This window comes from Nostoc sp. (genome assembly GCF_036916735.1).
Classification (GTDB): Bacteria; Cyanobacteriota; Cyanobacteriia; order Cyanobacteriales; family Nostocaceae; genus Nostoc.
Genome location: NZ_JBALFV010000070.1, coordinates 48277 through 72537, shown reverse-complemented (window position 1 = coordinate 72537; position 24261 = coordinate 48277). Strand labels below are relative to the sequence as shown.

The 24261-nt window shown below is 41.8% G+C and carries 25 protein-coding genes; 15 read left to right on the top strand and 10 right to left on the bottom strand.

Annotated elements, in window-relative coordinates:
* Window positions 1-48 precede the first annotated feature (48 nt).
* The 5 genes from V7L20_RS17255 (at window position 49) to V7L20_RS17235 (ending at window position 5405) form a co-directional block, all read left to right on the top strand.
* A complete protein-coding gene (locus V7L20_RS17255; RefSeq protein ID WP_334745260.1) occupies window positions 49-1524 on the top strand; it encodes an aminotransferase class I/II-fold pyridoxal phosphate-dependent enzyme in 1476 nt (491 codons plus the stop codon).
* Window positions 1525-1726: 202 nt separating this feature from the next.
* Window positions 1727-2710 (top strand): choice-of-anchor A family protein, encoded by a 984-nt coding sequence (locus tag V7L20_RS17250; RefSeq protein WP_334745259.1) that lies wholly within the window; start codon window positions 1727-1729, stop codon window positions 2708-2710.
* A 133-nt stretch (window positions 2711-2843) separates the two neighbouring features.
* Window positions 2844-3863 carry an ABC transporter ATP-binding protein gene (locus V7L20_RS17245; protein WP_334745258.1) on the top strand — a complete coding sequence of 340 codons (1020 nt, stop codon included), beginning with the start codon at window positions 2844-2846 and terminating at the stop codon, window positions 3861-3863.
* 219 nt (window positions 3864-4082) lie between these two features.
* On the top strand, window positions 4083-4970 hold the full coding sequence (locus tag V7L20_RS17240) for an ABC transporter permease (protein ID WP_334745257.1): 888 nt from the start codon (window positions 4083-4085) through the stop codon (window positions 4968-4970).
* A 36-nt stretch (window positions 4971-5006) separates the two neighbouring features.
* Window positions 5007-5405: a hypothetical protein gene (locus V7L20_RS17235; protein WP_334745256.1), complete on the top strand. Its 399-nt coding sequence runs from the start codon at window positions 5007-5009 to the stop codon at window positions 5403-5405.
* 280 nt (window positions 5406-5685) lie between these two features.
* Here V7L20_RS17235 and V7L20_RS17230 read toward each other — a convergent pair whose 3' ends face one another.
* A complete protein-coding gene (locus V7L20_RS17230; RefSeq protein WP_334745255.1) occupies window positions 5686-6123 on the bottom strand; it encodes a peroxiredoxin in 438 nt (145 codons plus the stop codon).
* A 194-nt stretch (window positions 6124-6317) separates the two neighbouring features.
* Between V7L20_RS17230 and V7L20_RS17225 the strand changes: the two genes are divergently transcribed.
* From V7L20_RS17225 to V7L20_RS17205, 5 genes are all read left to right on the top strand, one after another.
* On the top strand, window positions 6318-6722 hold the full coding sequence (locus V7L20_RS17225; protein WP_334745254.1) for an Npun_F0494 family protein: 405 nt from the start codon (window positions 6318-6320) through the stop codon (window positions 6720-6722).
* 231 nt (window positions 6723-6953) lie between these two features.
* Window positions 6954-8432 (top strand): cobyric acid synthase CobQ, encoded by a 1479-nt coding sequence (gene cobQ, locus V7L20_RS17220; protein ID WP_334745253.1) that lies wholly within the window; start codon window positions 6954-6956, stop codon window positions 8430-8432.
* 135 nt (window positions 8433-8567) lie between these two features.
* On the top strand, window positions 8568-8804 hold the full coding sequence (locus tag V7L20_RS17215) for a 2Fe-2S iron-sulfur cluster-binding protein (RefSeq protein ID WP_334745252.1): 237 nt from the start codon (window positions 8568-8570) through the stop codon (window positions 8802-8804).
* A 148-nt stretch (window positions 8805-8952) separates the two neighbouring features.
* Window positions 8953-9165 carry a type II toxin-antitoxin system HicA family toxin gene (locus V7L20_RS17210; protein ID WP_334745251.1) on the top strand — a complete coding sequence of 71 codons (213 nt, stop codon included), beginning with the start codon at window positions 8953-8955 and terminating at the stop codon, window positions 9163-9165.
* On the top strand, window positions 9158-9385 hold the full coding sequence (locus tag V7L20_RS17205; protein WP_334745250.1) for a type II toxin-antitoxin system HicB family antitoxin: 228 nt from the start codon (window positions 9158-9160) through the stop codon (window positions 9383-9385). The genes V7L20_RS17210 and V7L20_RS17205 overlap by 8 nt, the downstream gene beginning before the upstream one ends.
* Here V7L20_RS17205 and V7L20_RS17200 read toward each other — a convergent pair.
* From V7L20_RS17200 to V7L20_RS17180, 5 genes are all read right to left on the bottom strand, one after another.
* Window positions 9374-9640: a hypothetical protein gene (locus tag V7L20_RS17200; protein ID WP_334745249.1), complete on the bottom strand. Its 267-nt coding sequence runs from the start codon at window positions 9638-9640 to the stop codon at window positions 9374-9376. The two genes, V7L20_RS17205 and V7L20_RS17200, sit on opposite strands and share 12 nt — an antisense overlap.
* Before the next feature lie 102 nt (window positions 9641-9742).
* Window positions 9743-10186 carry an SRPBCC family protein gene (locus V7L20_RS17195; protein ID WP_334745248.1) on the bottom strand — a complete coding sequence of 148 codons (444 nt, stop codon included), beginning with the start codon at window positions 10184-10186 and terminating at the stop codon, window positions 9743-9745.
* 64 nt (window positions 10187-10250) lie between these two features.
* Window positions 10251-11690 carry a 9,9'-di-cis-zeta-carotene desaturase gene (zds, locus tag V7L20_RS17190; protein WP_334745247.1) on the bottom strand — a complete coding sequence of 480 codons (1440 nt, stop codon included), beginning with the start codon at window positions 11688-11690 and terminating at the stop codon, window positions 10251-10253.
* A gap of 274 nt (window positions 11691-11964) precedes the next feature.
* A complete protein-coding gene (locus V7L20_RS17185; protein ID WP_181985004.1) occupies window positions 11965-12141 on the bottom strand; it encodes a CopG family transcriptional regulator in 177 nt (58 codons plus the stop codon).
* Window positions 12142-14685: 2544 nt separating this feature from the next.
* Entirely contained in the window at window positions 14686-16326 is a 1641-nt protein-coding gene (locus V7L20_RS17180) for a DUF6930 domain-containing protein (RefSeq protein WP_334745246.1), read from the bottom strand.
* 328 nt (window positions 16327-16654) lie between these two features.
* On the opposite strand from V7L20_RS17180, the gene V7L20_RS17175 reads away from it, so the two are divergent.
* The 4 genes from V7L20_RS17175 to V7L20_RS17160 all read left to right on the top strand — a co-directional run bounded on the left by V7L20_RS17175 (window position 16655) and on the right by V7L20_RS17160 (window position 18368).
* Complete coding sequence (locus V7L20_RS17175; RefSeq protein WP_334745245.1) at window positions 16655-17011, top strand: iron-sulfur cluster assembly accessory protein; 357 nt, start codon at window positions 16655-16657, stop codon at window positions 17009-17011.
* Window positions 17012-17121: 110 nt separating this feature from the next.
* On the top strand, window positions 17122-17544 hold the full coding sequence (locus V7L20_RS17170; RefSeq protein ID WP_334745244.1) for a tetratricopeptide repeat protein: 423 nt from the start codon (window positions 17122-17124) through the stop codon (window positions 17542-17544).
* Window positions 17545-17651: 107 nt separating this feature from the next.
* Entirely contained in the window at window positions 17652-17897 is a 246-nt protein-coding gene (locus V7L20_RS17165) for a hypothetical protein (protein WP_334745243.1), read from the top strand.
* Window positions 17898-18224: 327 nt separating this feature from the next.
* The gene (locus tag V7L20_RS17160) at window positions 18225-18368 is read left to right on the top strand and encodes a hypothetical protein (RefSeq protein ID WP_334745242.1); all 144 of its coding nucleotides are present in this window, start codon (window positions 18225-18227) and stop codon (window positions 18366-18368) included.
* A 239-nt stretch (window positions 18369-18607) separates the two neighbouring features.
* On the opposite strand, the gene thyD is transcribed toward V7L20_RS17160, so the two are convergent.
* Window positions 18608-19528: a thylakoid membrane protein ThyD gene (thyD, locus tag V7L20_RS17155; protein WP_334745241.1), complete on the bottom strand. Its 921-nt coding sequence runs from the start codon at window positions 19526-19528 to the stop codon at window positions 18608-18610.
* Between the two features lie 177 nt (window positions 19529-19705).
* Here thyD and V7L20_RS17150 point away from each other — a divergent pair, with 177 nt between their 5' ends.
* Complete coding sequence (locus tag V7L20_RS17150; protein ID WP_334745240.1) at window positions 19706-20053, top strand: hypothetical protein; 348 nt, start codon at window positions 19706-19708, stop codon at window positions 20051-20053.
* Window positions 20054-20125: 72 nt separating this feature from the next.
* Here V7L20_RS17150 and V7L20_RS17145 read toward each other — a convergent pair whose 3' ends face one another.
* The 3 genes from V7L20_RS17145 to V7L20_RS17135 all read right to left on the bottom strand — a co-directional run bounded on the left by V7L20_RS17145 (window position 20126) and on the right by V7L20_RS17135 (window position 23704).
* Window positions 20126-20626: an FHA domain-containing protein gene (locus V7L20_RS17145; RefSeq protein WP_334745239.1), complete on the bottom strand. Its 501-nt coding sequence runs from the start codon at window positions 20624-20626 to the stop codon at window positions 20126-20128.
* Window positions 20627-20812: 186 nt separating this feature from the next.
* Window positions 20813-23389, bottom strand: a complete 2577-nt coding sequence (locus tag V7L20_RS17140; protein WP_334745238.1) for a heavy metal translocating P-type ATPase — start codon at window positions 23387-23389, stop codon at window positions 20813-20815.
* A 135-nt stretch (window positions 23390-23524) separates the two neighbouring features.
* Entirely contained in the window at window positions 23525-23704 is a 180-nt protein-coding gene (locus tag V7L20_RS17135; RefSeq protein ID WP_334745237.1) for a hypothetical protein, read from the bottom strand.
* Window positions 23705-24261: the final 557 nt, after the last annotated feature.

Genomic DNA, 24261 nt, shown 5'->3' with positions numbered 1-24261 from the left:
GCCTTAACAGACTTAGGATTTTATCATTAACGGTTCGTTTTTTCAAAAATGCTCAATCAAAACCAAACACCTCTATTAGATGCCTTAAAAACCAATGCAGCAAGACCTCATGCGCCTTTCTACACCCCAGGACATAAACAAGGCGAGGGAATTTCTCAACCTTTGGCTGACTTACTTGGTAAGACTGTCTTTCGCGCTGATTTAACCGAATTAGCAGATTTAGATAATCTCTTTGCACCCCAAGGCGTTATTCAAGAAGCACAACAACTAGCAGCAGCAGCTTTTGGTGCTTCCCAAACATGGTTCCTTGTCAATGGTTCTACCTGTGGGATTGAAGCGGCAATTCTTGCTACCTGTGGCACAGGCGATAAAATCATTCTGCCTCGCAATGTACATTCATCTGCGATCGCTGGTTTAATTCTCTCTGGTGCAATACCCATTTTTCTCAATCCTGAATACGATCCAGTTTTAGATATTGCCCATAGCATCACGCCTAATGCTGTACAATCTGCACTCCAACAACATCCAGACGCTAAAGCAGTGTTGACAGTTTACCCCACATATTACGGCGTTTGTGGAGATTTGAGTGCGATCGCCAACATTACACATCAATGTAATATCCCTCTACTCGTAGATGAGGCACACGGCGCACACTTTGCCTTTCATCCCGAATTACCCACTCCAGCTTTAGCCGCAGGTGCAGATTTAACTGTACAATCTATCCACAAAGTACTCGGTGCAATGACACAGGCATCAATGCTGCACGTCCGAGGTAACAGGATAGATGGCGATCGCATCAGTAAAGCTTTGCAACTCGTACAATCTACTAGTCCCAGTTATTTGCTTTTAGCTTCTTTAGATGCAGCGCGTCAGCAAATGGCACTCCACGGAAAAATGCTGATGTCTCGCACTTTGCTACTAGCTGATGAAGCTAGAACGAGAATTAGTCAAATTCCTGGATTATCTGTCTTACAGATTCTTCCAGAGGGGTTAGGGGAATCTCCTGGCTTTGTCGCTTTAGACGAAACGCGATTAACTGTCACTGTTTCTGGTTTAGGTTTAACCGGATTTGAAGCAGATGAGATTCTCGATGAAAAATTAGGTGTTACTGCTGAATTCGCCTCACTGCAACATCTCACCTTTATCATTAGTTTGGGCAACACCCCAGCCGATATTGAGCAACTGGTACAAAGTTTTACTACTCTTGCCAAAGAATATCGCCGAACCAACTTAACTTTTAAAAGCCATCTTTGGCAGGAGCTTTTCACTACACAGTATCATGCTTTACATTTTTCTCCCCGCGAAGCCTTTTTTACTGTCAGTGAAGTACTACCTTTGATACAGAGTAATCAACGCATCTGTGCCGAAATCGTCTGTCCCTATCCCCCAGGAATTCCCTTATTAATGCCGGGAGAAGTCATCACGAAATCCATCCTTGATTATCTGCAAAAAATTCAAGCGATGGGAGGGTTTATCAGTGGTTGTGCTGATACTAGCCTCAAAACTTTGAAAGTTGTAAAATAACGTTTTAACTCCTAACTTACAAATTATTTTTGATCAAAATTTAATTGATGCAGTCAACAGTAAATCTGCGGTTGAGCAGATAATTTACAGGAAAATATACAGTAGTTATGCAAACTATGAAACTTCAATGAGCATGTGCAATAGCTAATGCAATCTTTGATTTATGCACATAGGATGATGTTAACAATCCATAAATCAAAATATGAAATCAAAAACTTATTATATTTGGGGAGTAGTAGCAACTCCTATTGTAGTCATGATGGCACTAGGTTTCTCAGCAAAAGCGAATGCAGTTGAGTTAGGCGCTGCCTCTGATTACAACGTATTTGTTTTAGGAGATATTTCTCAAAATTATACAGATATTGAAGGAAAACTTGCTGCTGGCGGTAACGTGAATTTCGTCGGCGGACTTGGAAGCAGACTTTCTGGCAATAGCGGCAATGTAGTAGTAGCTGGAAAAAACTTAACTCTAAGCAACGGTCAAGTTTACCACGGTAATGCTGTCTATGGAGGTAGTGCCAATGTGTCCAGTAATGTGGGATTTCCACAAGGAACTCTCAGTAAGGGTAATCCCATCGACTTCAATGAAGCAGGGAAAGAATTACGAGGGCTATCTCAATATTTGGCAACCTTAACTCCTACTGGGAAAACAACAGTTCAATCTTGGGGTGGTATTAACCTTAGTGGCAGTGGTACTGCCTTCAATGTTTTTAATGTCGCCGGATCATCTGTCTCCAAGGCAAACTCTTTTGGAATCAGTGGGGATGCAAATTCGACTGTTGTTGTCAATATCAGTGGTAAGGATGTGTCGCTGCAAAACTTTGGGTTCAATATCACTGGCACAGATAAACAAAAGGTGATCTACAACTTCTATGAAGCGACAAACATAACTGCCAGTGGGATTAGCATACTAGGTAGTATTCTTGCTCCTTTGGCTAATTTCAATTTCAATAATGGTCAAGTTAACGGTAACGTGATAGTAGCTTCTTTGACAGGAAATGGCGAGTCTCACAACTATCTGTTTAATGGCGATCTGCCGGATCTCCCAAGTAAGTATTACACTCCGCCTAAGCCTCCCACCCGTACTCAGGTTCCAGAGCCTGCTAATCTTCCAGGTTTAGGATTAATTGCTATAGTATTTGGTTTATTTCGCCACAAACGCAATCAAGCAACTTGCCTAGAATAATCAAATTTTTGACAGCATAGCGCATGACGCGAATTTGTTTACAGATTTTCGCTCATGCGCTATTTCCTTGCTCCCTACCTTCTACAATAAAGATAGACTTTATTGAGATTTGTATAGTTGGGGATAAGCTGTCATGGCTCCCGCCGTTTTAATTCAAAATCTGCAAAAACGCTACGGTACAGTGGTCGCCGTTCAAGATGTTTCCTTTCAAGTAGAATCAGGAGAAATCTTTGGTTTATTGGGCCCCAACGGTGCTGGTAAAACTACTACCTTGCGTGCCTTGTGTACACTTACCACACCGGATGCTGGCAAAATCGAAGTATCTGGCATCTCTGTGTTAGATAATCCGAGAGTGGCAAGACAACGACTAGGCTACGTAGCTCAGGAAGTCGCTATAGATAAGGTGCTGACCGGAAGAGAACTGCTGCAACTGCAAGCCGCACTTTATCATCTCCCAGGCGCAGTAGCCAAACAGCGCATTGAGACTGTATTAGATTTACTCGGTTTGCAAGAATACGCTAATAAAAAAACAGGAACTTATTCCGGCGGTTTACGTAAGCGCCTAGACTTGGCTGCTGGGTTACTCCATTCACCGGATGTTTTAGTCTTAGATGAGCCAACAGTAGGACTTGACATAGAAACTAGGTTCGTGGTGTGGGAGTTCCTGAGAAAATTACGCGTCTCTGGGACGACGGTAGTAATTACCAGCCATTACCTAGAAGAGATTGACGCTTTAGCCGATCGCGTGGCAATTATAGATCGCGGCGTTGTGATTGCCAGTGGGACACCTTCACAATTAAAAGATCAAGTAGGGGGCGATCGCATCACCTTACGAATCCGCGAGTTTTCCCCGATTGAGGAAGCAGAAATTGCCAAACACCTCTTGCAAACTTTGCCGTTTGTGCAAGAAACGATCATCAACAGCGCTCAAGGTAATTCCCTCAACTTAGTAGTGACACCTCAAAACGATGTTTTGATTAACATACAGCAAGCGTTGAATACTGCTGGCTTGCCCATATTTGGCATAGCCCAATCTCGCCCCAGCCTCGATGATGTTTACCTCGCCGCTACAGGACGCACACTAATGGATGCAGAACTAGCAGCCATTGCCATTCGCGATCCCAAAGCTGAGAAAAAGCAGAATATGAGATAGGGGCTGGGGACTGGGTACTGGGAAAGAGTTTTGGTAATCCCCAATCCCCAATACTTCGGCAACTCTTGGAAACGCTACGCGTTAGCGGAGCTTTCGCTTTAGCGATACGCTCAGTACAAGTCCCCAATCCCCAATCCCCAATACTTCGGCTTACCTCGACTTCGCTCGGCACAAGTCGCTCAGTACAAGTCCCCAATCCTCAATACCCAATCCCCAATCATGAGCGTTACTCCTAAATCTGATATCAATTGGCAGCCGTTAGCATCATCACAAGCAGATGCAAATGCTGCACCTAACTTTTTCGGTGAATTGGTACAAGAGACGTTGGCTTTAACTCGTCGCTTGTTTATTCAATTGCAACGGCGTCCCTCCACATTGATTGCCGGAATTATTCAGCCGGTGATGTGGTTAGTGTTATTTGGTGCTTTATTTCAAAATGCCCCCAAGGGATTGTTCGGCAGTACGACAAATTACGGACAATTTTTGGCTGCTGGAGTAATTGTGTTTACTGCCTTTGCTGGGGCGCTGAATGCTGGTTTGCCCGTAATGTTTGACCGCGAGTTCGGCTTTTTGAATCGTTTGCTCGTAGCACCGTTAGCATCACGGTTTTCCATTGTCTTTGCTTCAGCAATCTTTATCATCAGCCAAAGTTTGCTGCAAGCAGCCGTGATTGTTGCAGCAGCAGCGTTTATTGGGGCTGGACTACCAGATGTAACAGGTTTATTTGCGATCGCTCTAATTGTCTTCCTTTTAGCTTTGGGCGTAACAGCCATCTCCCTTGGTTTAGCTTTCGCTCTACCCGGACACATTGAATTGATTGCAGTAATTTTCGTTACCAACCTCCCATTATTGTTTGCTAGTACAGCTTTGGCTCCTCTATCCTTTATGCCTGAGTGGTTGCAGGTTGTGGCTACCCTGAATCCTCTCAGCTATGCGATCGAACCCATTCGCTATCTGTATCTCCACAATAGTTGGGAACTAGGTAGCATAGTAATGCAAGCTCCTTGGGGTAATATTACCTTCGGGGGAGCGTTGCTGGTATTATTTGGCTTTGCCATTGTTGCCTTACTGAGTATCCAACACCAACTGCGGCGGACTCTTGCCTAAAGAGATAAAATAGAGCAATTTTAGGGTCAAAATCCCATGAAAAAATCATTTTTACAAATACCTAGACTCATTGTCGCTACCGTGGCGGGAATTAGCTTTGCTTCCTTGCTCATGGCTCAACCAAGTTTGGCTCAAATCAGCAGCCCAACCGATGCTTTTCCCAGTAATAGTACAACAGACCAGAATACTGATCCCTTCTCCCGTTCAAATTCAGATAACTTCAACATGTTTGACCTGATTCATCGGGCAAATTTTGGGACTCTCAACTGGAATTCTGACCAACAGAACCAACAACTAGACTCAGCCGCAGCAGCCTTTAAAGCAAGGCAACAAAACCTAATTCGAGGTCAACAACAGCAACCAACTCTCAGTTTGCCATCGGTTACACTACCATCAGCTACACCGCCATCCGTTATACCACAATCAGGTAAATAAAAAGGGAGTAGGGAGTAGGGAGCAGGGAGTAGGGAAAACTAGGTCGCTTAACGTCGGGCGTTAGCGTAGCGGGACGAAGTCCGGTTTTAACCTACCCTGCAATGAAAGGACTCTTTCGCGCCACTTGCGGGCGAGGCTTCAAACCATTTGGGAGTAGGTAAATTCTATTTTTTCCCTACTCCCTACTCCCTCTTTTGGGTGAATTCCAAGCAGAGAACCCCAAGCCTTAGAGGCTTGGGGCTGAGACTATTTAAAAAATCCTTAGTTATCAGGTAAAAAACTACAGCCCAAGTGCAGCTAAAATATCGCTAGCATGGTTGGTGGTATTTACATTAGCGTCAACATGGGTAATTTTGCCGTTGGGGTCAATTACGTAGGTGACGCGCTTGGCATAACCGCCGCCATCCACATCGAAAGCTTTGATGAGGGATTTGTCGGTGTCAGCCAGTAGGGGAAAATTCAAATCATATTTTTGGGTGAATGCCTGATGGGAGACTTCATCATCAGCACTGACTCCCAAGATGACAATATCTTTACTTTGATATTGAGACTGGGCATCTCGAAAACTACAGGCTTGTTTGGTGCAGCCTGGCGTGTCATCTTTGGGGTAAAAATACAAAACGACCGTCTTCCCGGCAAAATCAGATAGCGAGACTGTGTTGCCCTTTGTATCTTTAGCGGTAAATGCAGGTGCATCCGTACCAACTGCTAGAGGCATAATTAACCTTTCCTGTTTCAGATTGTTGATGCACTTGAAATTTTACATTAATTTATAATCATTAAATATAATTACTAAAAAATAGCAGAACTATACTTTAAATAACCCATTTTTGCTTAAATAAGGTAATTGGTACAAGAAAAAATATATTCTTAAATTAATTTTTATCAGAAGAAAATTACTACCCATATACAATGCCTGCTGTTGATTCCCAAAACCCCAATATTTTTGTCTATCCTCAAAGCACAGTAAAGAGAGCCGAGCGATCGCTAGTGTGTTCACCCTTCAATTTATCTTTATTTAAAGTCATGGGGCACCAGAGTGTGTCATTAACTACGATCGCCTTAGAAAATGGCCTCAAGCAGGGTTATACTAAACGTCCTTTATCAGAATTAGCCTGTGACAACGCCTTGGGCTGGCTGATCCAAGTGGGTGTATTACGGCGAGAAGTCGATGGTCAGGGGATTACAGATAGTTTTCGCCTTACTCCTTTGGGTCGCCAGTTGGTAGAACAATATCAGGGAAAAAATTGGCGGACACCTTCATGGCGCGATCGTTTATCCGATGCTGTGACTCATTGGTTGCGGATACCTTTTTAGAATAAAAAACCAAAAAGTTAGGATTAGGGAATCAAAGGGAACAATATACACGGAAACGTCGCATTTATTCATGAAGTCTTTACCATAATCATCTAATAATTAAAATTTGTGATGCTTATGGTGGGTATTGGGCATTGGGCATGGTGTATTAGTAGTTCTTCTCCTTCTGCTCGGCTATTGTTCTATCCTAAAAATTCACCCTGTATCCTGAAAAACTAACGAATAACAACTATGAAATCAATTATGGTGGTGGGGACAACATCCCATGCAGGGAAATCACTTTTAACTACAGCTATTTGTCGCATTCTGTCGCGGCGTGGCTGGCGAGTGGCTCCCTTTAAAGGTCAAAATATGGCTTTAAATGCTTATGTCACTGCCAATGGTGGAGAAATTGGCTATGCCCAAGCAGTGCAAGCTTGGGCGGCGGGAGTCGTGCCTTGGGTAGAAATGAACCCAATTTTACTCAAACCTCAAGGGGATATGACTTCCCAAGTAATTATTAAAGGCAGGTCTGTTGGTAAAGTAAGTGCCTCAGATTATTATGAGCAATATTTTGAACTGGGGTGGCGGACAATTGAAGAATCGCTACAGCATTTAGGAACAGAGTTTGACATGGTGGTTTGTGAAGGTGCCGGTAGTCCAGCAGAAATTAACCTCAAGCACCGTGACTTAACTAATATGCGGGTCGCAAAACATTTAAATGCGCCAACGATGTTAGTGGTTGATATTGACCGGGGTGGTGCTTTTGCCCATGTCGTAGGAACTTTAGAGTTATTAGAACCAGATGAACGCGCCTTAATTAAGGGTGTAGTAATTAATAAGTTCCGAGGACAGCGATCGCTCCTAGAACCAGGAATAAAATGGTTAGAAGAACGCACAGGTATCCCCGTTATTGGTGTTATACCCTACTTACAACAAGTATTTTCAGCAGAAGACTCCCTTGATTTGCTAGAACGTGAATCCTATAAAGCCCAAGCTGACCTCAACATTGCCGTCATCCGCCTACCCAGAATTGCTAATTTTACCGACTTTGACCCACTCGAATCAGAAAGCACTGTTTCAGTGAAATATTTAAGTCCCAAGCAAGATTTAGGACATCCTGATGCAGTAATTATCCCAGGCACAAAGACCACGATTCCTGATTTGCTACTGTTGCAAAAAAGCGGCATGGCAGAAGCTATCCAACACTATGCTGCCTCTGGCGGAACGGTTTTAGGTATCTGCGGTGGATATCAAATGCTCGGTCAAATCATCGCTGATCCAGAAGGTATAGAGGGACAAGCTGGCAGGTATCAAGGGTTAAACCTTTTACCAATCAGAACTGTAATTACCGGACAAAAAATCGCCCGCCAGCGCCAAGTTAGCTCGAATTATCCCCAACAGGGCTTGCCAGTAAATGGCTTTGAAATTCACCAAGGGCGATCGCGCATCGAACAGCAAGGTATAGACCCTCAATCATACCATGCCCTATTTGAAGATATTAATTTAGGATTAGTAGATAGTTGTCAATCTGTCTGGGGAAGTTACCTCCACGGACTTTTTGACAACGGCCCTTGGCGACGCGCTTGGTTAAATCGCCTCCGTCAACAACGTGGTTTAAAATCTTTGCCTACTGGTGTTGCCAACTACCGAGAACAGCGAGAGCAGATTTTGGACTCTCTAGCCATTGAAGTAGAAAGCCATTTAGACTTAACTCCATTTTTGTCTTAATAAAGTGCATACAAATCGCATATTTTTTCGTTCAAACTGTCATTTGTCATTAATCATTTGTCTTTATAAAGGACTAATGACAAATGATAAAGGACAATTTTTACGAGTCAATACTAAATTAAATGTGTAACATTGATGATTGTTCGTGTCCGCTTTTTACCAGATGATATTACAGTAGATGCCGAAGTGGGAGAAGCCCTATTAGATGTAGCAGACCGGGCTGGGGTATTTATTCCCATCGGTTGTCTAATGGGGTCTTGTCACGCTTGCACCGTCGAATTAGAGGATGGAGAGATCATCCGTGCTTGTATAACAGCAGTACCACCACGCGAGGAATTGACGATTAATTTGTTTAGCGACCCAACTTGGTAATGTCGCCCGTGTTATTAACAAGGACTAGTATAGTAAAACAAGTCAATGCATAAAAAAATCTAATAAATGATTAGATTTTTTGGATAGACAGCAAGAAACTTTAACCTATTGTTTCTTACTGTAGCGATAGCATTTTTTAATAAAATTAATGCCAAAGAAAATCCGGGAACTGAAGCAAATGCTTTCCCAAGTAGGTTTTACAGAAGTCCCAGGAAAAGGAAGTCATACTAATTGGGTGCATCCCCTCTATATTGGAAAAATCACGATTTCAGGGAAAGACGGAGCAGATGCTAAACGCTACCAAGAGAAAGAAGTGAAACAGGCAATTGATGAAGTAGAAGGAAAAGAAAAAGATGAGTAAGCTTAAGTACCAAATGATTATTCAGTGGTCTGAAGAAGATGATTGCTTTTTGGTAGGATTCCCTGATTTTCCAGGACAACGCTGGCGGACTCATGGCGATACTTACGAGTTAGCTGTGGCAAATGGAATTGAAGCTTTAGAGTCTCTAATTATTGCTTATGAAGCTGTAGGTGATCCACTTCCAGAACCATCTTATGAGGCTGGATCATTAAGGAATTAAACTACCAAAAAGACTTTCACTAAAAAGATTGTGCAAATTCACAGTTTCTATATCACCATTATCAAACTGAACAACAACGTCATGAGATGAAGTCTCTTTCAGAATTGTTGCAATCCAACCGGGATAAACTCTGCATTTACCACCAATATAAAAATCGTAAGTTCCTCTATCAGCTTTAGAGCAAGGTACTCCTTTTGAAAAAAGTGTCTTTACTTCACCAGATTCATTGATGACCTTCAAATTAATGTGACGCATTCAATTATCACAAAATTTACAATAAACTCATAAAAAATTATAACCTTTTCTAAGAAGTGTCATATACACATTGTTTCCTACTGCCTGTTTTTGCTATCTATATCAATTAGTTTTAACATTCAGCGCGTATTCTTTAAACCTTTCCAAATCAGCTTGAATTGTCGATTCAACCACCCGCCCCAAAAACAAGTTATCCATAATTTTGCCAAGAATGCCGGGTATAGCGTAGGAAATCGTCATTTTGACAATACTACTATTGTGGCGATCATAAAAGCGAATCGCTCCTTGATTCGGCAAACCATCAATAGATTCCCATTGGATAATTTGGTTGGGAATAACTTTAAGAATTCGGGATTTCCAAGTAAATTCTAAACTGCCCGTCTTCAGTTTCCAAAGAGATATATCTGGATTATCGGGCGGAATTTTAACCGAATCAATCCACTTCATCCATCGGGGCATTTGCTCCAAATCAGACCAGAGGCTCCATACTAAATCTATAGGAGCGTCTACTTCTACCTGCACAGTATGCTCTAACCAATCTGACATTTATCTTCTTCCTTCTCTTTGAGATGCTTTGCATAACTTGCTTCTTGCAGGAATACGCGATTAGTTATCTCTTCAAACTCTCCAAAATGACTTTTGCCGCCCGCCGTCCAGAAATAGTAGCACCTTCCATGCTGTCGATGTAATCTTGCTGAGTATAACTCCCTGCAAGGAAGAAATTATCTACTGGTGTCTTTTGGTTGGGACGGTATGCATCCATCCCTGGCGCTTCTCGGTAGAGAGACTGAGCAAGTTTTACCACACTATACCAAGTCATATTTAGCTCCCGCGACGAGGGAAACAGTTCATGCACTTGCTTGAGGACATGCTGTGCGATCGCTTCATTACTTTGTGCAATAAATGGATCTCCTGGTGTCAGCACTAGCTGTAACAATGAACCTTGTCCTGGGCGATAATAATCAGCAGGGCTAGTCAACGCCAAATCAGCAAAACAAGAAAAGTCAGCATCGGCTGTGTACAGCAAATTATCAATTCCAGCCGCGTGTAAAAGCTGTTTACGTTGCTCTGCATCGTTAAGTTCAGTCACCCAACCATCGAAGCGTAATTGCACTGTAGCCACTGGCACTGCATCCAGTTTGTAAATATTGTCAAATTCTGACCACTTACGCCACTCGTGGGGTAGGATGCGTTGAATTCCTGGAACATCACAGGCAAAAACGTAAGCATCAGCAGTGATAGTTTCTAAAGTATCACCTTGGGCAACTACTATACCAGTGACGCGGGTTTGTTCCTCTAACTCAGTAAACTGAATTTCTCGAACTTGCCGACGTATGTAAACTTTGGTGCCTCTAACTTTTAAATACTCCAGAATTGGCTTGTGTAAATACTCAGATGGAGAACCTTCTAGCATTCGCAAAACTGAAGCTTCAGTCCTAACTGCAAATAACTGGAATATGGTTAACATACAACGGGCAGACATATTTTCGCAATCAATAAATCCCAATGCATAGGCAATAGGGTTCCACATCCGTTTGATGCTGCCATTACTCCCACCGTGGCTGCAGAACCAGTCGGCAAAGCTAACTTTATCTAGGTTGCGGATGGTTTTCATCGCCCCGTTAAAGTCTACTAACCCGCGAACTATTGGACTAGTACCCAAAGCGATCGCATTTTGCAATTTATCCTGCAACGATAGTTGAGAGGTAGTGAAAAATGCCTTTAAGCCATTGAAAGGCGCACCTGTCAGGAACCGAAAATCCAAAGCACCGATGCGGCCTCCTTTATTAATAAAAGTGTGAGTATGTTCTTTGAGGCGTAAGTTTTCTAACACCCCCACTTTCTTCATCAAGTCAAATAGTTGGTAGTAGCAGCCGAAAAATACATGCAAACCCATCTCTAGATGGTTGCCATCTCCATCAACCCAACTGCCAACTTTACCACCCACAAACGGACGAGACTCAAAAATCTCTACTTCACAACCAGCATCAGCTAAATCTACTGCGGTTGCTAGCCCAGCTAGTCCCGCTCCTACGATTGCAACACGCATTCCGTCGTTCCTTTTCAGTTTCTTTACAGATTGTAACTGGGTTGGTGTCGGAATTTGCTACTTAATATCAACTCTACCAGCATATTAAAGCATGGCAATTTTAATACTAAAACCTTTTTGATCACTCGTCTTAGTCCCAGCAATTGACCAGACGCGAAAAAAACGCGTCTGTATCAGCTAGACAAACTTTTGTCCATAGCGGCGGACTCAAAAAAGTATCATAGCTATTTTTTGGTAACAAAGCAGTTATCTGGTAAGTCGTAAAAGCAACTTCTTACTTATTTACATCTTTGTCATCATCGGAGACAGGCAAACTTCTAATCAGTTCGCGAATCACATCGGTTGCGGGTCTACCTGTTTGTTGACAATATTTTTCTAGCTTTTCCGCTTCCTGTGTTGCGAGATTAACAGTTATACGTTTAACAGCCCATTTTTTATTTGTCATTATCATGCTATCTGCTGGATATTTAGATCGTCGAAAGATTCTAAATTAAAGAGGGAACCGATAAGGTTATCAGAATTTGTCTCACGAAACAAGTAATATCATTAATATTAAAAATGTTGGTTTTGTCAAAGTCTTCATCATTTCCTAAAAAAATTAAAAAACTACACTTTATTTGTTACTCTTGTGACAGGATAAAGACCGCATAGTTGCTTTTGAAGATAATAACGCTACTAACAGCATGAGTAAAGCCTGACAATGAAATTTTATAAATGAATTTGAGATACCTACTGTTGACTCAATTAAGATTTCCAAAGTTATTCTCCATCGGAAGTATTTGACCTTCTTTCTTAACCAAGTTAGCCAAACCCACTTGGAGAGAACATCTCATAAAACACCAGAAAATAAAACTTCAGAATCATTATTATGCTGAAATGCTTGCCCAAAGGGGGGTTACAGTTGTCTATAGAGGTCGTGAATAATCACTTAAAAGTAGGCAAATAAGCGATCGCTCTAAAACAAACACCCATCTGCACCCATTACTGTAACCACAAAGTTAAGAGCTACTTGAACAGTTATGAATTTTGGCTAACCTCGATCAAGCTGATTGCTTCTTTGCACCAATATAGTAACCAATAGTAACCACCAAAAAAGGTATAAGACTCTGTTTTCTGAGTGTAAATAGCTGATTTTTCTGGTAAATTTTAACAGCATCATCTGTAATTTTACACAGATAAATGCTTGCTGAACAGATATGATGTTACTTGACTGTTGTCAAGAACAATATTTTATTTTTACTTCATGTTTTTACATTAACTCGCCGTAAAAATACGATGCAATCAGACATGTATTTTATCTTCTCTCTAGCGATATAGTTTGTCTTAAACTCAGTGATTTTTTTCCATTCATAGTATTTATCTATAGAAGGGTTAGATCAACCATTTTTTTGTGCTAAAAATTAGGCAATAAAATTTTCACAATTAAAAAATAAATTACTGCCAAGTAACTTTGGATTTGCAAACATTTCTTATTTAGTATATATACTCATAAAAGCAAGTTTAGATTTTATTTTTTCCATTATGTGTTCATTATAGCCATTGCTTATACACTTTAAATAATCTTCATTTAGAGACTAAATAAACTCATTATCATCCTTTATAAAAAAATTACAAATAAAAAGAGATTTGATGATATTTTGCTTAATTATATTGATACATAACAAGAGAGAAAACTCTAAAAATAGTTAAAAAATCTTTCGATATCTAAGTACGTTACCTAGCTTTTATTAAGCAGAACCTTGCAGAGAAATTTTTAGCCTTTTGTACTGATTTATACTGGGAAAACTCAGATGAAATGACTGAAAAAATTTCAAAATACAGCTACTTCATGAAATTGAGATAAAGTTAGCTTCTAATCATTGGTCACTTGCTAGTGTTGACATACAGCAGAATTAAGAAAGAACTCTGCTCTGGAAAATCCAAAGCGGAGATTTACTTTGCTCTGGATTTTTCAATTTAGTAATTCTAAAGGTTCCTCCAGCATTACTAGACCTCTTGCAAAAGTCCCTAATACCCCACTCCCAATTCCTCCCCTTAGCACTACGGTGTATACACAAATCGAAAAAAGCTCAATTTCCCATTTCTCTCGTTCCCATGCAGAGCATGGGAATGGCTGATTAGGGCTGCTTTGCTGCCTCCAGTCATACCAATTCACAATACTTCTCTTCTTAGGCTACGCCTTAAGCGTAGCTATGCCGCAGGCTTTACGGCTACGCTCAGTACAAGTTGGCAATGGGCTTCGCTCCGCTATCTAACGCAATACTTCTCTTCTTAGGCTATGCCCTAAGCGTAGCTATGCCGCAGGCTTTACGGCTACGCTCAGTACAAGTTCGCAATTAAAAAACTTAGATGCAGCAAAGCTTTCAAAGTTTGCATCTGTATCATATTTTTCGTGAAATGGTATCAGACATTGAGCCAGAGACTTGCATTCTCATACTCCGTATGAAAACGAGTTAAGTTTTATCAAGCTAAGTTTTTAGGACTTGTGTATACAATGAAGAGTGCTGAGTGAAAAGATCACCCACCAAGGTTTAGATATATACAAATGCAAAATCCTAAGTACTTTTTACTTCACTCAGCACTCAGTTTGTAAACAAAAAAGGGGTAAACTTTTCCCTTTTTCCTCTCCCGAATGCAGTTTTAGTTAATATGTGAATCAAATAAATATCAACTGACAGCATTTTATAGTAAGTGAAGTACAAAGGGTAGTATTTACGCATCAGATATAAGGAATTTCCACCTGCTGCCTCAAAACCCATAGCTTTGTACTTCATACAAAGGAAACTGCTGTAATTTCGTAATAATTCAGCCCTCAAGAGTCAGAAGTAAGGATTTAAAAGGAATGCAGTATGATCGGGAAATTTATGTATAAAGTATTCTTCTGATTCTTTAACTATTCTGACCGGGGCTTCAAAGTCTCTGGCTTTGCTCGTGAATTCTTAGGTAATTTCTCATAACCACAATTTGAGATTGAGGATTGGGGGAATTTGTGCAACTATTCAAATTTAAGTTGGGGCATCAGTTGAAGAGTGCCAATACCTAAATCTTTAGGTGAAAGCGATCGCGCTTCAAACAAAGCCATCATATCTCGTAACTGAGGATTGCCACGCGAAGCTCCGGTTAGCCCTTTGGCAATGATTAAGCCACAGTAGCCCTCAGTATTTTTACAGCGTTGATTCCATTTTTTCCGGGCTTCTACATGAATAGGGTCTTCATCTAAGAATTCACCGAATAGGAACAATTCGCCATTTTGAGTTTGTAATAAACCCAGGTCGTAGCGATCGCGATCAAAGGGGTCGGCACCTGGATTAAAGCAAATTGCTCTTAGTCCCCCTGTTGCTTCAATTCTTTCAATTACAATCTTAGCCTTGGGTCGGGAAGTTTGAATTAAAATCACCGGCAAACCGTCACCCACTTGTTTGATTTCACCAGCTGGATGATAGCTAACTCCCTTTCGCAAGTACTCCAACATTTCCCAGGACACCACACCTAAGCTGAGGAAGGAATCTTCTGGTATCAAGTCATCTTGCAATGATTGGAAATTTGGGGAGTCAAGGTTTTTACTCTCCTGGTCATCGACATCAAAGCCTGCCATTTCCTCTAATTCTGCTGCTAACTGAGGCATAGTAGAGACTGTAACAGGCAGAGATTTAGTTGTTTCTTCCGACTGCGGCAGAGAAATGCGATAGCGACGGCTGAGGGGAGGGAAGATGTCCTCATGAAGGTGGCGACGGTGATCGCGAATAAAGCGGATCAGGCTTTCGATCGCAACGAAGATTACTAGTGCTTCTTCGTCATACAAAACAGAACGTAGTCCTTCTAAGGGGTGGATATTACCGAAAGTGGGATCAATTTGTGATAATGGCAGATCCGCCAAATCACTTTCTTCATCCTCATCTTCATCGGTTTCATCAGCACTTTCAAAGGTGAGAAATAAACAATCTTGCTTAAGGAACGCTTCTTCTAGATGCTCCGTTGATTCTTCATCTGTTAAAACTGCAGCACGAAACTGTTTTAAAGACTCTTCTGAGCGATAAAACAAAATCCCATACTCCATTCCCAGCATTCCCATAACTGAGGCGTAGAGTTTGCCAACATCCCACTTATTAATCTCGATTGACAAAATTTGCTGTTCTTCCAAAAATTCCCAAGGTGCTGCTTGCCAAATTGCAAATGCTTTCTCTCGCAAGATTTGTGCATACTGTGGGGGTAAGTCGGGGGTTTGACTATCGAGGATATCAGCGAACCCGCGAAACAGTTCGTCAATTAAAGGCAGTTCTGGTGCGTAGTCAATGGCAATATCCAAATCTTGCAGCACCCCCCGCAGGTAAAATTGGATCTCGCGGTCTTTGACTACAATTCTTTGAGGTCTGGCAGGTCTTGCCGGACTATGGGGATGCTCCATTGCTTGCATTAAAGTCCGAACTATTGCTTCTGGGCCGATATCTGAAGCTACCATGTCCATTCCTCGAACTACACCTTGGGAGTAATCTACCCAAAGGATGCATTCTCCCTTTTCTTCAGAGTCTGAATGCTGGTTTGGTGATGACAACGGACGGCGATCGCCCTCCCATACAGAAGGAATTTGAGTTAATTTCTTCAATCGACGACTGGTAGAGCGATTAAAACTTGTCATAGAGTAAGTTAATCAAAAGAAGCAATTTAGAAGTAGACTTTGGGGGATAGCTAGCCTCGGATTAAGTTTTTATGGCTGCACCTGAAAGATAGTTGCTTGTGGTGACTGCCGCCAGGCTTGAACTCCAAAAATACCGAATCTCTAAACACACTGAGTCTCTCAATTCTAGAATAAAAATGTTTGACCACTTTTGACGCAGTGTTTACAATTTGGCATCTAACGACATCTAAGCCGCTAGAATGAATACAAAAACACCAATAGCAACTCAGAGGCATTAACCAGCCGATATAGGGTAAAGCTTAAAATAATTAAGGAGTTTAAAAAGCAGATGACACAAGCAATTGAGCCTCAACAACGCGGAATTCTGTTGAGCGAAGCCGCATTGCACCAGGTAAAATCCCTCCGGGATAAGCAAGGCACAGACTTGTGCTTACGGGTAGGAGTCCGTCAGGGTGGCTGTTCAGGGATGTCTTACATGATGGACTTTGAAGACACTAGCAAGATCACCCCGCAGGATGAAGTTTTTGACTATGATGGCTTCAAAATTGTCAGCGATCGCAAGAGTCTATTATATCTCTACGGTTTAATGCTCGATTACAGCGATGCTATGATTGGCGGTGGTTTTCAATTCACTAACCCCAATGCCAACCAAACTTGTGGTTGCGGCAAGTCATTTGGGGTGTAATATTGTCATTTGTCATTTGTCCTTTGTCCAAAGTCCAATTGCAAACGACCAATACTTCGACTACGCTCAGTACAAGTGACTAATGACTAATGACTAATGACTAATGATCAATGACTAATACAGTTGAATCCCTATTTGATACAGGTTTGGAACGCTATAAAGCAGGAGAGGCAGTAGATTCTTTAATCCCTGTGTTTAAAGAAGTGTGTGATCGCGCTCCTAAAACTAGTGCTGCTTGGATTTGTTTAGCGTGGTTATATCTACTCGATAATAAACCTAACTTGGCTTACAAAGCTGCACAGAAGGCAGTCAAGTTAAACCCACAAGATCCACAGGCTAGGGTGAATCTCGCCTTAGCAATGCTGGAAACAGGTCAAAAAGGTTTACGAGAACATATTGATATAGCACAGCAGCTAATTTTTGTCAACGAAGAATGGCGCGATGAAATAAAAACCAGCATTGAAGATGGTTTGAGTAGAAAACCAGATTGGCAGAGTTTAACAAAAGTCAAAAAGTGGCTGTTGGAGGAGTGAAGGGTTAAAAGTGAGGAGTTAGCAGTTAAATTCCAGTAGGCAATCCTCACTTTTAACTTACTTAATTAGCAGTCGTAAAATTTTAGGCAATTTAGATCAAACGATAGATGAAAGATAAATTGTTAAATTGGCTAAATACAATTTTAGTCGCCGATGTTTTTTTGGTTTTGTTTGGCTTTGTCTGGTTAGCGATCGCTGCGATCGGTGATTCTGTAGGAGTAAACTTGGGTTTGGATTTGTGGCATAAACTGTGGCAACCCGTGTTTAACCCAGCGATCAGCATCCTTATGGGCGGTGCCATTCTCAGTGGTATTATCAGTTGGGTTTCCAAAAAATTTCTATCTAGTCAATAGCGCAGCAGAAGAGCAATAATTTGTACCGCTCTTTCTAGAGCAGAAAGTGATTGCTCATGTTGAGATTCTACACGTAACAAAGCATACACAAAAACCATCGTCAATCACCATCAAAGTCCTCCTTGTTCGTTCCATTCTTGCATTTGACTGCTCGGCTGAATGGTCAATATCTCCCAACGTTTAGGGATTCGAGCGATCTCTGCTTTTCTTGTTGACTCATTTAGCTTCTGGTTCAACTCACTTTTTGGGTAGTTTAACGATTATAATCAAGCAATTAATCTCTATCCAGATTATGCAAAGGCTTATAAATTCCGAGGGCTGATGTGTATGGAAACGGGAAACAAATTAGGTGCTATAGAAGATTTGCATAAAGCTGCTGGGCTTTTCTTCAATCAAGGGCAACTTGTAGAACATAAAGAAATACTAGCTTTAATTCAACAAAATCCTACTGAAATAAACAACCCCAGATAACGAAGTGATAAGCTAATCGGCATTTAAGTTACATAAAGGTAGGACTGAAGCCCTTACTACAAGCGAATCATTTTGGAAAAATAAATGACGATTAGCTTAGTGGTTTTAACAATGTGCTGTGGAGTTTTTCGATTTGTGGGGAGGCGGTGCGATCGCAGTTGCAGATAAAATTTAAAGAGAGTAACAAACTACTCTTGTTATTTTGTGCTGGAATCATTTCCCCCATTCCCCACTCCCTTTTAATTAAGAATTTGCGTTAAAGCTGATTGCAAATTAGAGTATTTGTACTCAAAACCTGTTTCCAGGGTGCGCTTCGGGATGACTTGTTGACCTTCTAAAACTACTATAGCCCCGTCTCCTAAAAGAGCTTCTATCGCAAAACCAGGAACAGGCAACCAAGAAGGGCGATTCATCACTTGTCCCAAAGTTTGGCTTAAATCTGCCATTCTGACTGGGTTAGGGGCCGTAGCATTATATACACCTTCTATTTCCGGTTTAGTTAAAGCTTCCAGAATTAGGCTAACTAAATCTTCTACGTGAATCCATGAGAACCACTGCCTACCACTGCCAATGGGGCCACCAGCGAACAGTTTGAAAGGCGGAATCATTTTACCTAAAGCACCACCATTACCTAGAACAATCCCAAAACGCAGAATTACCAGCCGCACACCAGCATCTTTTACCTTTGTCGCTTCTGCTTCCCAAGCTTGACAGACTTGGGCGAGAAAATCATTACCAGATAGGCTTGTTTCATCAAAGGTTGCCGTTTCACTGGTGCCGTAGTAGCCAATAGCCGAAGCATTAATTAACACTGTTGGTTTAGGGTTAGCATTGGTTATTGCTTCAACTATTTTTTGTGTACCTAGCTTCCGGCTATTGAGGATTGCTTGTTTGCGTTCTAGTGTCCAGCGTCCTTCACTAATGGGTTCTCCTGCTAAATTAACTACGCCATCACAATTAGCAATGACATTTTGCCAAGAACCGGATGTATTTGGTGTATAAGCAACAATTTCTACATTTGGGAAAGCCTCAGATGGAAAAACCTTTTGAGCAAAGGTGGTATTCCGAGTTAATACTACTATTTGATCGCCTTTTGCGTGGAGTCGTTGTACCAAAAGACTACCAACAAATCCTGTTGCTCCACTAATTGCTACTTTCATGTTCTACCTTAGCCAAACCTTTATTGTAAAGTTTTTGATCAAACTTTCAGCTTACGGCACTTTCGTTGTGGGTAATGCCCCATCTCAAAACTTAAAAACTTTGATTTTTTAATCACTGTTCGTTTAGATGCTTCGGTATTATAGGATGGACAGAGTGTTGCAAGGCGTGGGGCTATTATGGCTCGCTATACCTGTTCATTTACTGTTTCTGTTCCTATTGACCATCTGTTGCCGTTACTTGTAGAACTTCTACAGGACTGTCAGTTGGATATTCAATACTACACTGGCGATTATATTATCGCTCGTGAGGTTCCCGGACATGTTCCTTTTCCTAAATTAATTACGGCAGAAGTATTGATTGATAAATCAAAATCTACTGAAACAGAAACCCGGATGAGCATTGTGATTAAAAATGAAGAACTACCACTCCAACTAGATAATTACTGCCGACAAATGTTTGAAGTCATCAAGCAGGCTATTGAAAGTAGCCGCCATTGGCATTTAATTGAAAGTCTTGCAGGATAGCTTTGGTAATTGAATTGACATTCCCACGACTTGAAGACGTGGGATGATCAAGCTGTTATTGGTAGTTATAATCTACTCTCCTACATCCTCTAATTCCTCGGCCATACCGGGATTTATTAGTGTAATATCGTACTCACTCGAATCTGTTTGTCCCAAACGCTGAGTATTTCTTAAAAGGTAATAAATAGCACGTACTTGAGGGCCAAAAACAATCTCGTCTTCATTTCTGAGATCGTGAGCTGGTATCTTACGTCCATTAATCATCAAACCGTTGGAACTAGGCTTGCCTTTGGCATCGCCATCTACAATCCGGTAATAGTAGCTATGACTATTTTGATCTCGTGGCAATCTCACTAATGTAGCATGGCGGCGGGAGACAAACTGCGACATCAAACGGATATTACATTCACGATCTCTACCGATAGAGTAGACGGGGTGCTCCAGAGAAAATTCTTTGCGACCTTGATCGTCTTCAATAATCAGTAGATGGTTTTCATTGGTTTCTGCTGCCATTGACAAATTGGTGGAACTGTAATTATTAATCAAGATTTGTTTAGTATCGTATCTTGCCATTTTCGCGCATCATAAGTCTGTGGTGCCGATATAAATAAGCTTTAAAGTTGCATAATACCTTGAAAGAGTAGAACATATTCGTTCTACTCCAGTAGCTATGATATTTGGTAAGTGTCCCAAGAGGCTGTATCGGCTGCGTGCGTAGAAGCTCAAAGGGCGACTCAGTTTAACTTGAGAAGGGAAATTTTACGGATGATGAGCTAATCGCCGTAATAATATTGAGTTTGTGACGACGCTAACAGAGCTAAAAGCCATTAATGCAGCAGCACCAGATGGGTTAAGGACAAAACCCAGACTAGGGAACAAAACACCTGCTGCTAAAGGAATCCCAACTGTATTATATGCAAAAGCCCAGAATAAATTTTGACGGATTTTGTTGAAAGTGGCGCGACTAAGCTGAATAGATTCGACGACATCGTTTAAGCGATCGCGCATTAGGACAATTTCAGCAGTTTCCATCGCTACATCTGTCCCGGAGTGTAAAGCAATTCCTACATCTGCCTGAGATAAAGCTGGAGCATCGTTGATTCCATCTCCTACCATTGCCACAACGGATTGGGGATTGGGAAGAATTTTTCCTAGTCCCCAGCGATGTACTGAGCTGGTCGTTGTATCCCTAGTCCCCAGCGATGCACTGAGCCGGTCGTTGGCGCAGCCTCTCGTAGAGAAGTGTGCCTCGTTCTGGAGTGCTTGTATTGCAGCCGCTTTTTTGGCTGGGGGAACACCCGCTATGACATCAGCACTATCTAATCCTAGTTGTTTGGCTATGGCGCTAGCTGCTTCTTGGCGATCGCCACTGAGCAACATTACTCGTAAACCCATCTGACGTAACTTGTCTACGGTGGATTGAGCATCTGGTCTGAGGGTATCAGAAACAGCAATTAACCCGGCTAAAGTTCCCCCAACAGCTACGCAAACGACTGTTTTACCATCTGTTGCCAAATCCTCTGCTACCTGTTGTGCAGTTTTGTTAATGGCAATGCCGTGCCAACTCAACCAGTCCCAGTTACCCAATAGTACAATTTTGCCCTCTACCACAGCAGATACCCCTAATCCTGGTTCTGTGTGAAAGTCCACAGCCTCTGGAATAGATAACTGTTGCCCCTGTGCTTCTTGCTGAATCGCTTTTGCTAGGGGGTGGTGAGTACCGCTTTCTACAGCGGCTGCTAGTTGGATTAGGGAGTAGGGAGAGACGCGATTAATCGCCTCTGTACTAGGGAGTGAGGAGTGGCGTTCTTTACTCCTTACTCCCCATGCCCCTAATCCCCCACTTTCCATTTCCTCAATTAACAGACAATCTGTGACAACGGGATTAGCCGTGGTCAAAGTGCCGGTTTTATCAAAGACTACAGTGTTTAAATTGTGTACTTTTTCCAAAACATCACCGCCTTTGATTAACAGACCTCGTTCTGCGCCCATAGCAGTCCCGACAAGAATGGCTGTTGGTGTGGCAAGTCCCAAAGCACAGGGACAGGCAACTACCATAACTGCGATCGCTAGCTTTAAGCTGATTAATAAAGGGGAGTGGGGAACTTCATGTGTAGGGTGGCTCATCATTTCCATGCCACTAGACATGCTGATATCAGTCCAGATGTGAGTACCAAAAAAGTACCAAAAGACAAATGTTAATACAGATGCTGTCAGCACCCCGTAGGTAAAGTAACCGGCTACTGTATCTGCTAATTTCTGTACTGGGGCTTTCCGAGTTTGGGCGGCTTCTACTAGGGCGACAATTCGAGCTAAAGTTGTATCACTTCCAGTACGGGTTGTCTGAATAGCGATCGCTCCTGACTGGTTTAGCGTTCCTCCTGTCACCATATCGCCTGGTTGCTTGATTACTGGCACGGCTTCCCCAGTCAACATGGATTCATCCACCGTTGTTTTACCAACCACCACTTCACCATCGACAGGGATTTTATCACCTGGCAATACTTGTACCCATTCACCAACACGCACCTGTTCAGCAGGAATCTCTACGCTAGAAGATCCCATTCCTTCTTTCTCTGGGTTGGCAATCAATCGTGCTACCTGTGGCTGGAGTGCTAACAATTTCCTAAATGCGGCAGCAGCACGGCCTCTAGCTTGTTGCTCTAATGTCCTTCCCAAAAGAATAAAGCCCAGCATCATTACTGGTTCGTCAAAGAAGCACTCCCAACCCATTTTGGGAAAGAGCAGCGCTACTAAACTAGCAATGTAGGCTGTCAGCGTTCCTAAGCCCACCAGGGTATTCATGTTAGGCGCATTTCGCCGCCAGCCCAGCCAGCCATCTATCAAAATCGGGCGACCGGGAATTAATAGCGCTACTGTCGCCAGTCCACAGTGAAACCAGATGTTATTTAATACTGGTAGCACTGAGCTACCAAGATTACCAAAATGTCCACTTCCCGACAATAACAGCAAGATTGCAGCGATCGCTAACTGCCTTACAGAAGATCGCATTTCTCGGCGTTGTCGTTCTGCTGGGTCTGGTGTAGATATCTCGCCTGCTACTGTGCCACTAGTTTTTCGCGGTTGAGTCGGGAATCCAACGGCTGTTAATCTCTGTGCTAGTGCATCTGCATCTACCGCACCAGTTTCTGACTCTACAACTGCTACCTCTGTGGCCAGGTTCACACAGGCACTCTTGACTCCTGGATGTTGGGTTAGCTGTCGCTCTACTGCATTCACACACCCAGCACACTTCATACCCCCAACATCGAGAATAATTTTCTCTAGGATTGGGTCAAATTCTGGGGCTAGCTTCGTTTTTGGGACAAGTTGCATGGCAAGTGTTTAGATTCGCTACAGAAATTCAACGCCTGACTAAAAGCGTCTCTAATTTGAGCGTAGGCGAAATATGGAACTACGACTGTATGTCAACCCTATTAAATTTCTTAATTTATCGTATCTCGCTAAAGGTCAATGACGGCTCCAACGTAGATAAGTCACATAAATGATAGCTCCAACCTGCATTGGCATGAGGACAATCAGGCTTTTCCAAAAATTGTGAATTTCCAAATTAGACATGGCGCTGAAATAACCAAAGCCCAACAACAAGAAGAGTATCCAGATCATCTGTTTACGTTTAATGGTTAGCATAGCAATAGAATTCAGAATTTTTTAGCAAAAATATCCAGTTATACCTATAAATCTGTACAGAATACGCAATAGCTTCAATTAATAGTTATTCAAAACAGAAGTTTATCCAAGGGGGAGTTAATAAAATAACAATATATTTATTTTTTGTAATAATTTATACATGTTCAAAAGGCAATAGGTTAAAACTTTTAGCTCATACAGAATATAAATAGTACTCTCGTATTACAGTAGACAAATTTATAAATTTAAGAAATGGCAAATTTGTTTCAAATAGGACTTACGCAAAAACTCTCTCAAACTCTTATTACTTCGTGTCCTAGCCTTCTCTTTCGGAGACGCACTCGCGTTCGGGAAGCCACTTCGTGTCTATGCGTCCTTTGCGGTTCGTTTTTTCATAATTTTGCGTAAGTTCTATCAAAGATACATAGAAAAGATAAGTAGGTCGGCGGAAATAATTATTGTTGGGCTAAGGCAGGGAGAGAAAGAGTTTGAGCCTTATTTATTTTTCTTCACACAGTTTGGTTTTATTGCACCGACTTACTTATAACTTCACAGAG

Excerpts from the sequence above, each read along its gene's own strand:
- V7L20_RS17255 (WP_334745260.1), top strand. The coding sequence starts at position 49 with ATGCTCAATCAAAACCAAACACCTCTATTAGATGCCTTAAAAACCAAT.
- V7L20_RS17175 (WP_334745245.1), top strand. The coding sequence starts at position 16,655 with ATGACACAAGCAATTGAGCCTCAACAACGCGGAATTCTGTTGAGCGAA.
- V7L20_RS17135 (WP_334745237.1), bottom strand. The coding sequence starts at position 23,704 with ATGCTAACCATTAAACGTAAACAGATGATCTGGATACTCTTCTTGTTG.
- V7L20_RS17140 (WP_334745238.1), bottom strand. The coding sequence starts at position 23,389 with ATGCAACTTGTCCCAAAAACGAAGCTAGCCCCAGAATTTGACCCAATC.
- V7L20_RS17200 (WP_334745249.1), bottom strand. The coding sequence starts at position 9,640 with ATGCGTCACATTAATTTGAAGGTCATCAATGAATCTGGTGAAGTAAAG.
- V7L20_RS17240 (WP_334745257.1), top strand. The coding sequence starts at position 4,083 with ATGAGCGTTACTCCTAAATCTGATATCAATTGGCAGCCGTTAGCATCA.
- cobQ (WP_334745253.1), top strand. The coding sequence starts at position 6,954 with ATGAAATCAATTATGGTGGTGGGGACAACATCCCATGCAGGGAAATCA.
- V7L20_RS17145 (WP_334745239.1), bottom strand. The coding sequence starts at position 20,626 with ATGGCAAGATACGATACTAAACAAATCTTGATTAATAATTACAGTTCC.
- V7L20_RS17215 (WP_334745252.1), top strand. The coding sequence starts at position 8,568 with ATGATTGTTCGTGTCCGCTTTTTACCAGATGATATTACAGTAGATGCC.
- V7L20_RS17185 (WP_181985004.1), bottom strand. The coding sequence starts at position 12,141 with ATGATAATGACAAATAAAAAATGGGCTGTTAAACGTATAACTGTTAAT.
- V7L20_RS17245 (WP_334745258.1), top strand. The coding sequence starts at position 2,844 with ATGGCTCCCGCCGTTTTAATTCAAAATCTGCAAAAACGCTACGGTACA.
- V7L20_RS17235 (WP_334745256.1), top strand. The coding sequence starts at position 5,007 with ATGAAAAAATCATTTTTACAAATACCTAGACTCATTGTCGCTACCGTG.
- V7L20_RS17210 (WP_334745251.1), top strand. The coding sequence starts at position 8,953 with ATGCCAAAGAAAATCCGGGAACTGAAGCAAATGCTTTCCCAAGTAGGT.
- V7L20_RS17195 (WP_334745248.1), bottom strand. The coding sequence starts at position 10,186 with ATGTCAGATTGGTTAGAGCATACTGTGCAGGTAGAAGTAGACGCTCCT.
- V7L20_RS17205 (WP_334745250.1), top strand. The coding sequence starts at position 9,158 with ATGAGTAAGCTTAAGTACCAAATGATTATTCAGTGGTCTGAAGAAGAT.
- V7L20_RS17225 (WP_334745254.1), top strand. The coding sequence starts at position 6,318 with ATGCCTGCTGTTGATTCCCAAAACCCCAATATTTTTGTCTATCCTCAA.
- thyD (WP_334745241.1), bottom strand. The coding sequence starts at position 19,528 with ATGAAAGTAGCAATTAGTGGAGCAACAGGATTTGTTGGTAGTCTTTTG.
- V7L20_RS17170 (WP_334745244.1), top strand. The coding sequence starts at position 17,122 with ATGACTAATACAGTTGAATCCCTATTTGATACAGGTTTGGAACGCTAT.
- V7L20_RS17180 (WP_334745246.1), bottom strand. The coding sequence starts at position 16,326 with ATGACAAGTTTTAATCGCTCTACCAGTCGTCGATTGAAGAAATTAACT.
- V7L20_RS17250 (WP_334745259.1), top strand. The coding sequence starts at position 1,727 with ATGAAATCAAAAACTTATTATATTTGGGGAGTAGTAGCAACTCCTATT.
- zds (WP_334745247.1), bottom strand. The coding sequence starts at position 11,690 with ATGCGTGTTGCAATCGTAGGAGCGGGACTAGCTGGGCTAGCAACCGCA.
- V7L20_RS17160 (WP_334745242.1), top strand. The coding sequence starts at position 18,225 with ATGGAAACGGGAAACAAATTAGGTGCTATAGAAGATTTGCATAAAGCT.
- V7L20_RS17165 (WP_334745243.1), top strand. The coding sequence starts at position 17,652 with ATGAAAGATAAATTGTTAAATTGGCTAAATACAATTTTAGTCGCCGAT.
- V7L20_RS17230 (WP_334745255.1), bottom strand. The coding sequence starts at position 6,123 with ATGCCTCTAGCAGTTGGTACGGATGCACCTGCATTTACCGCTAAAGAT.
- V7L20_RS17150 (WP_334745240.1), top strand. The coding sequence starts at position 19,706 with ATGGCTCGCTATACCTGTTCATTTACTGTTTCTGTTCCTATTGACCAT.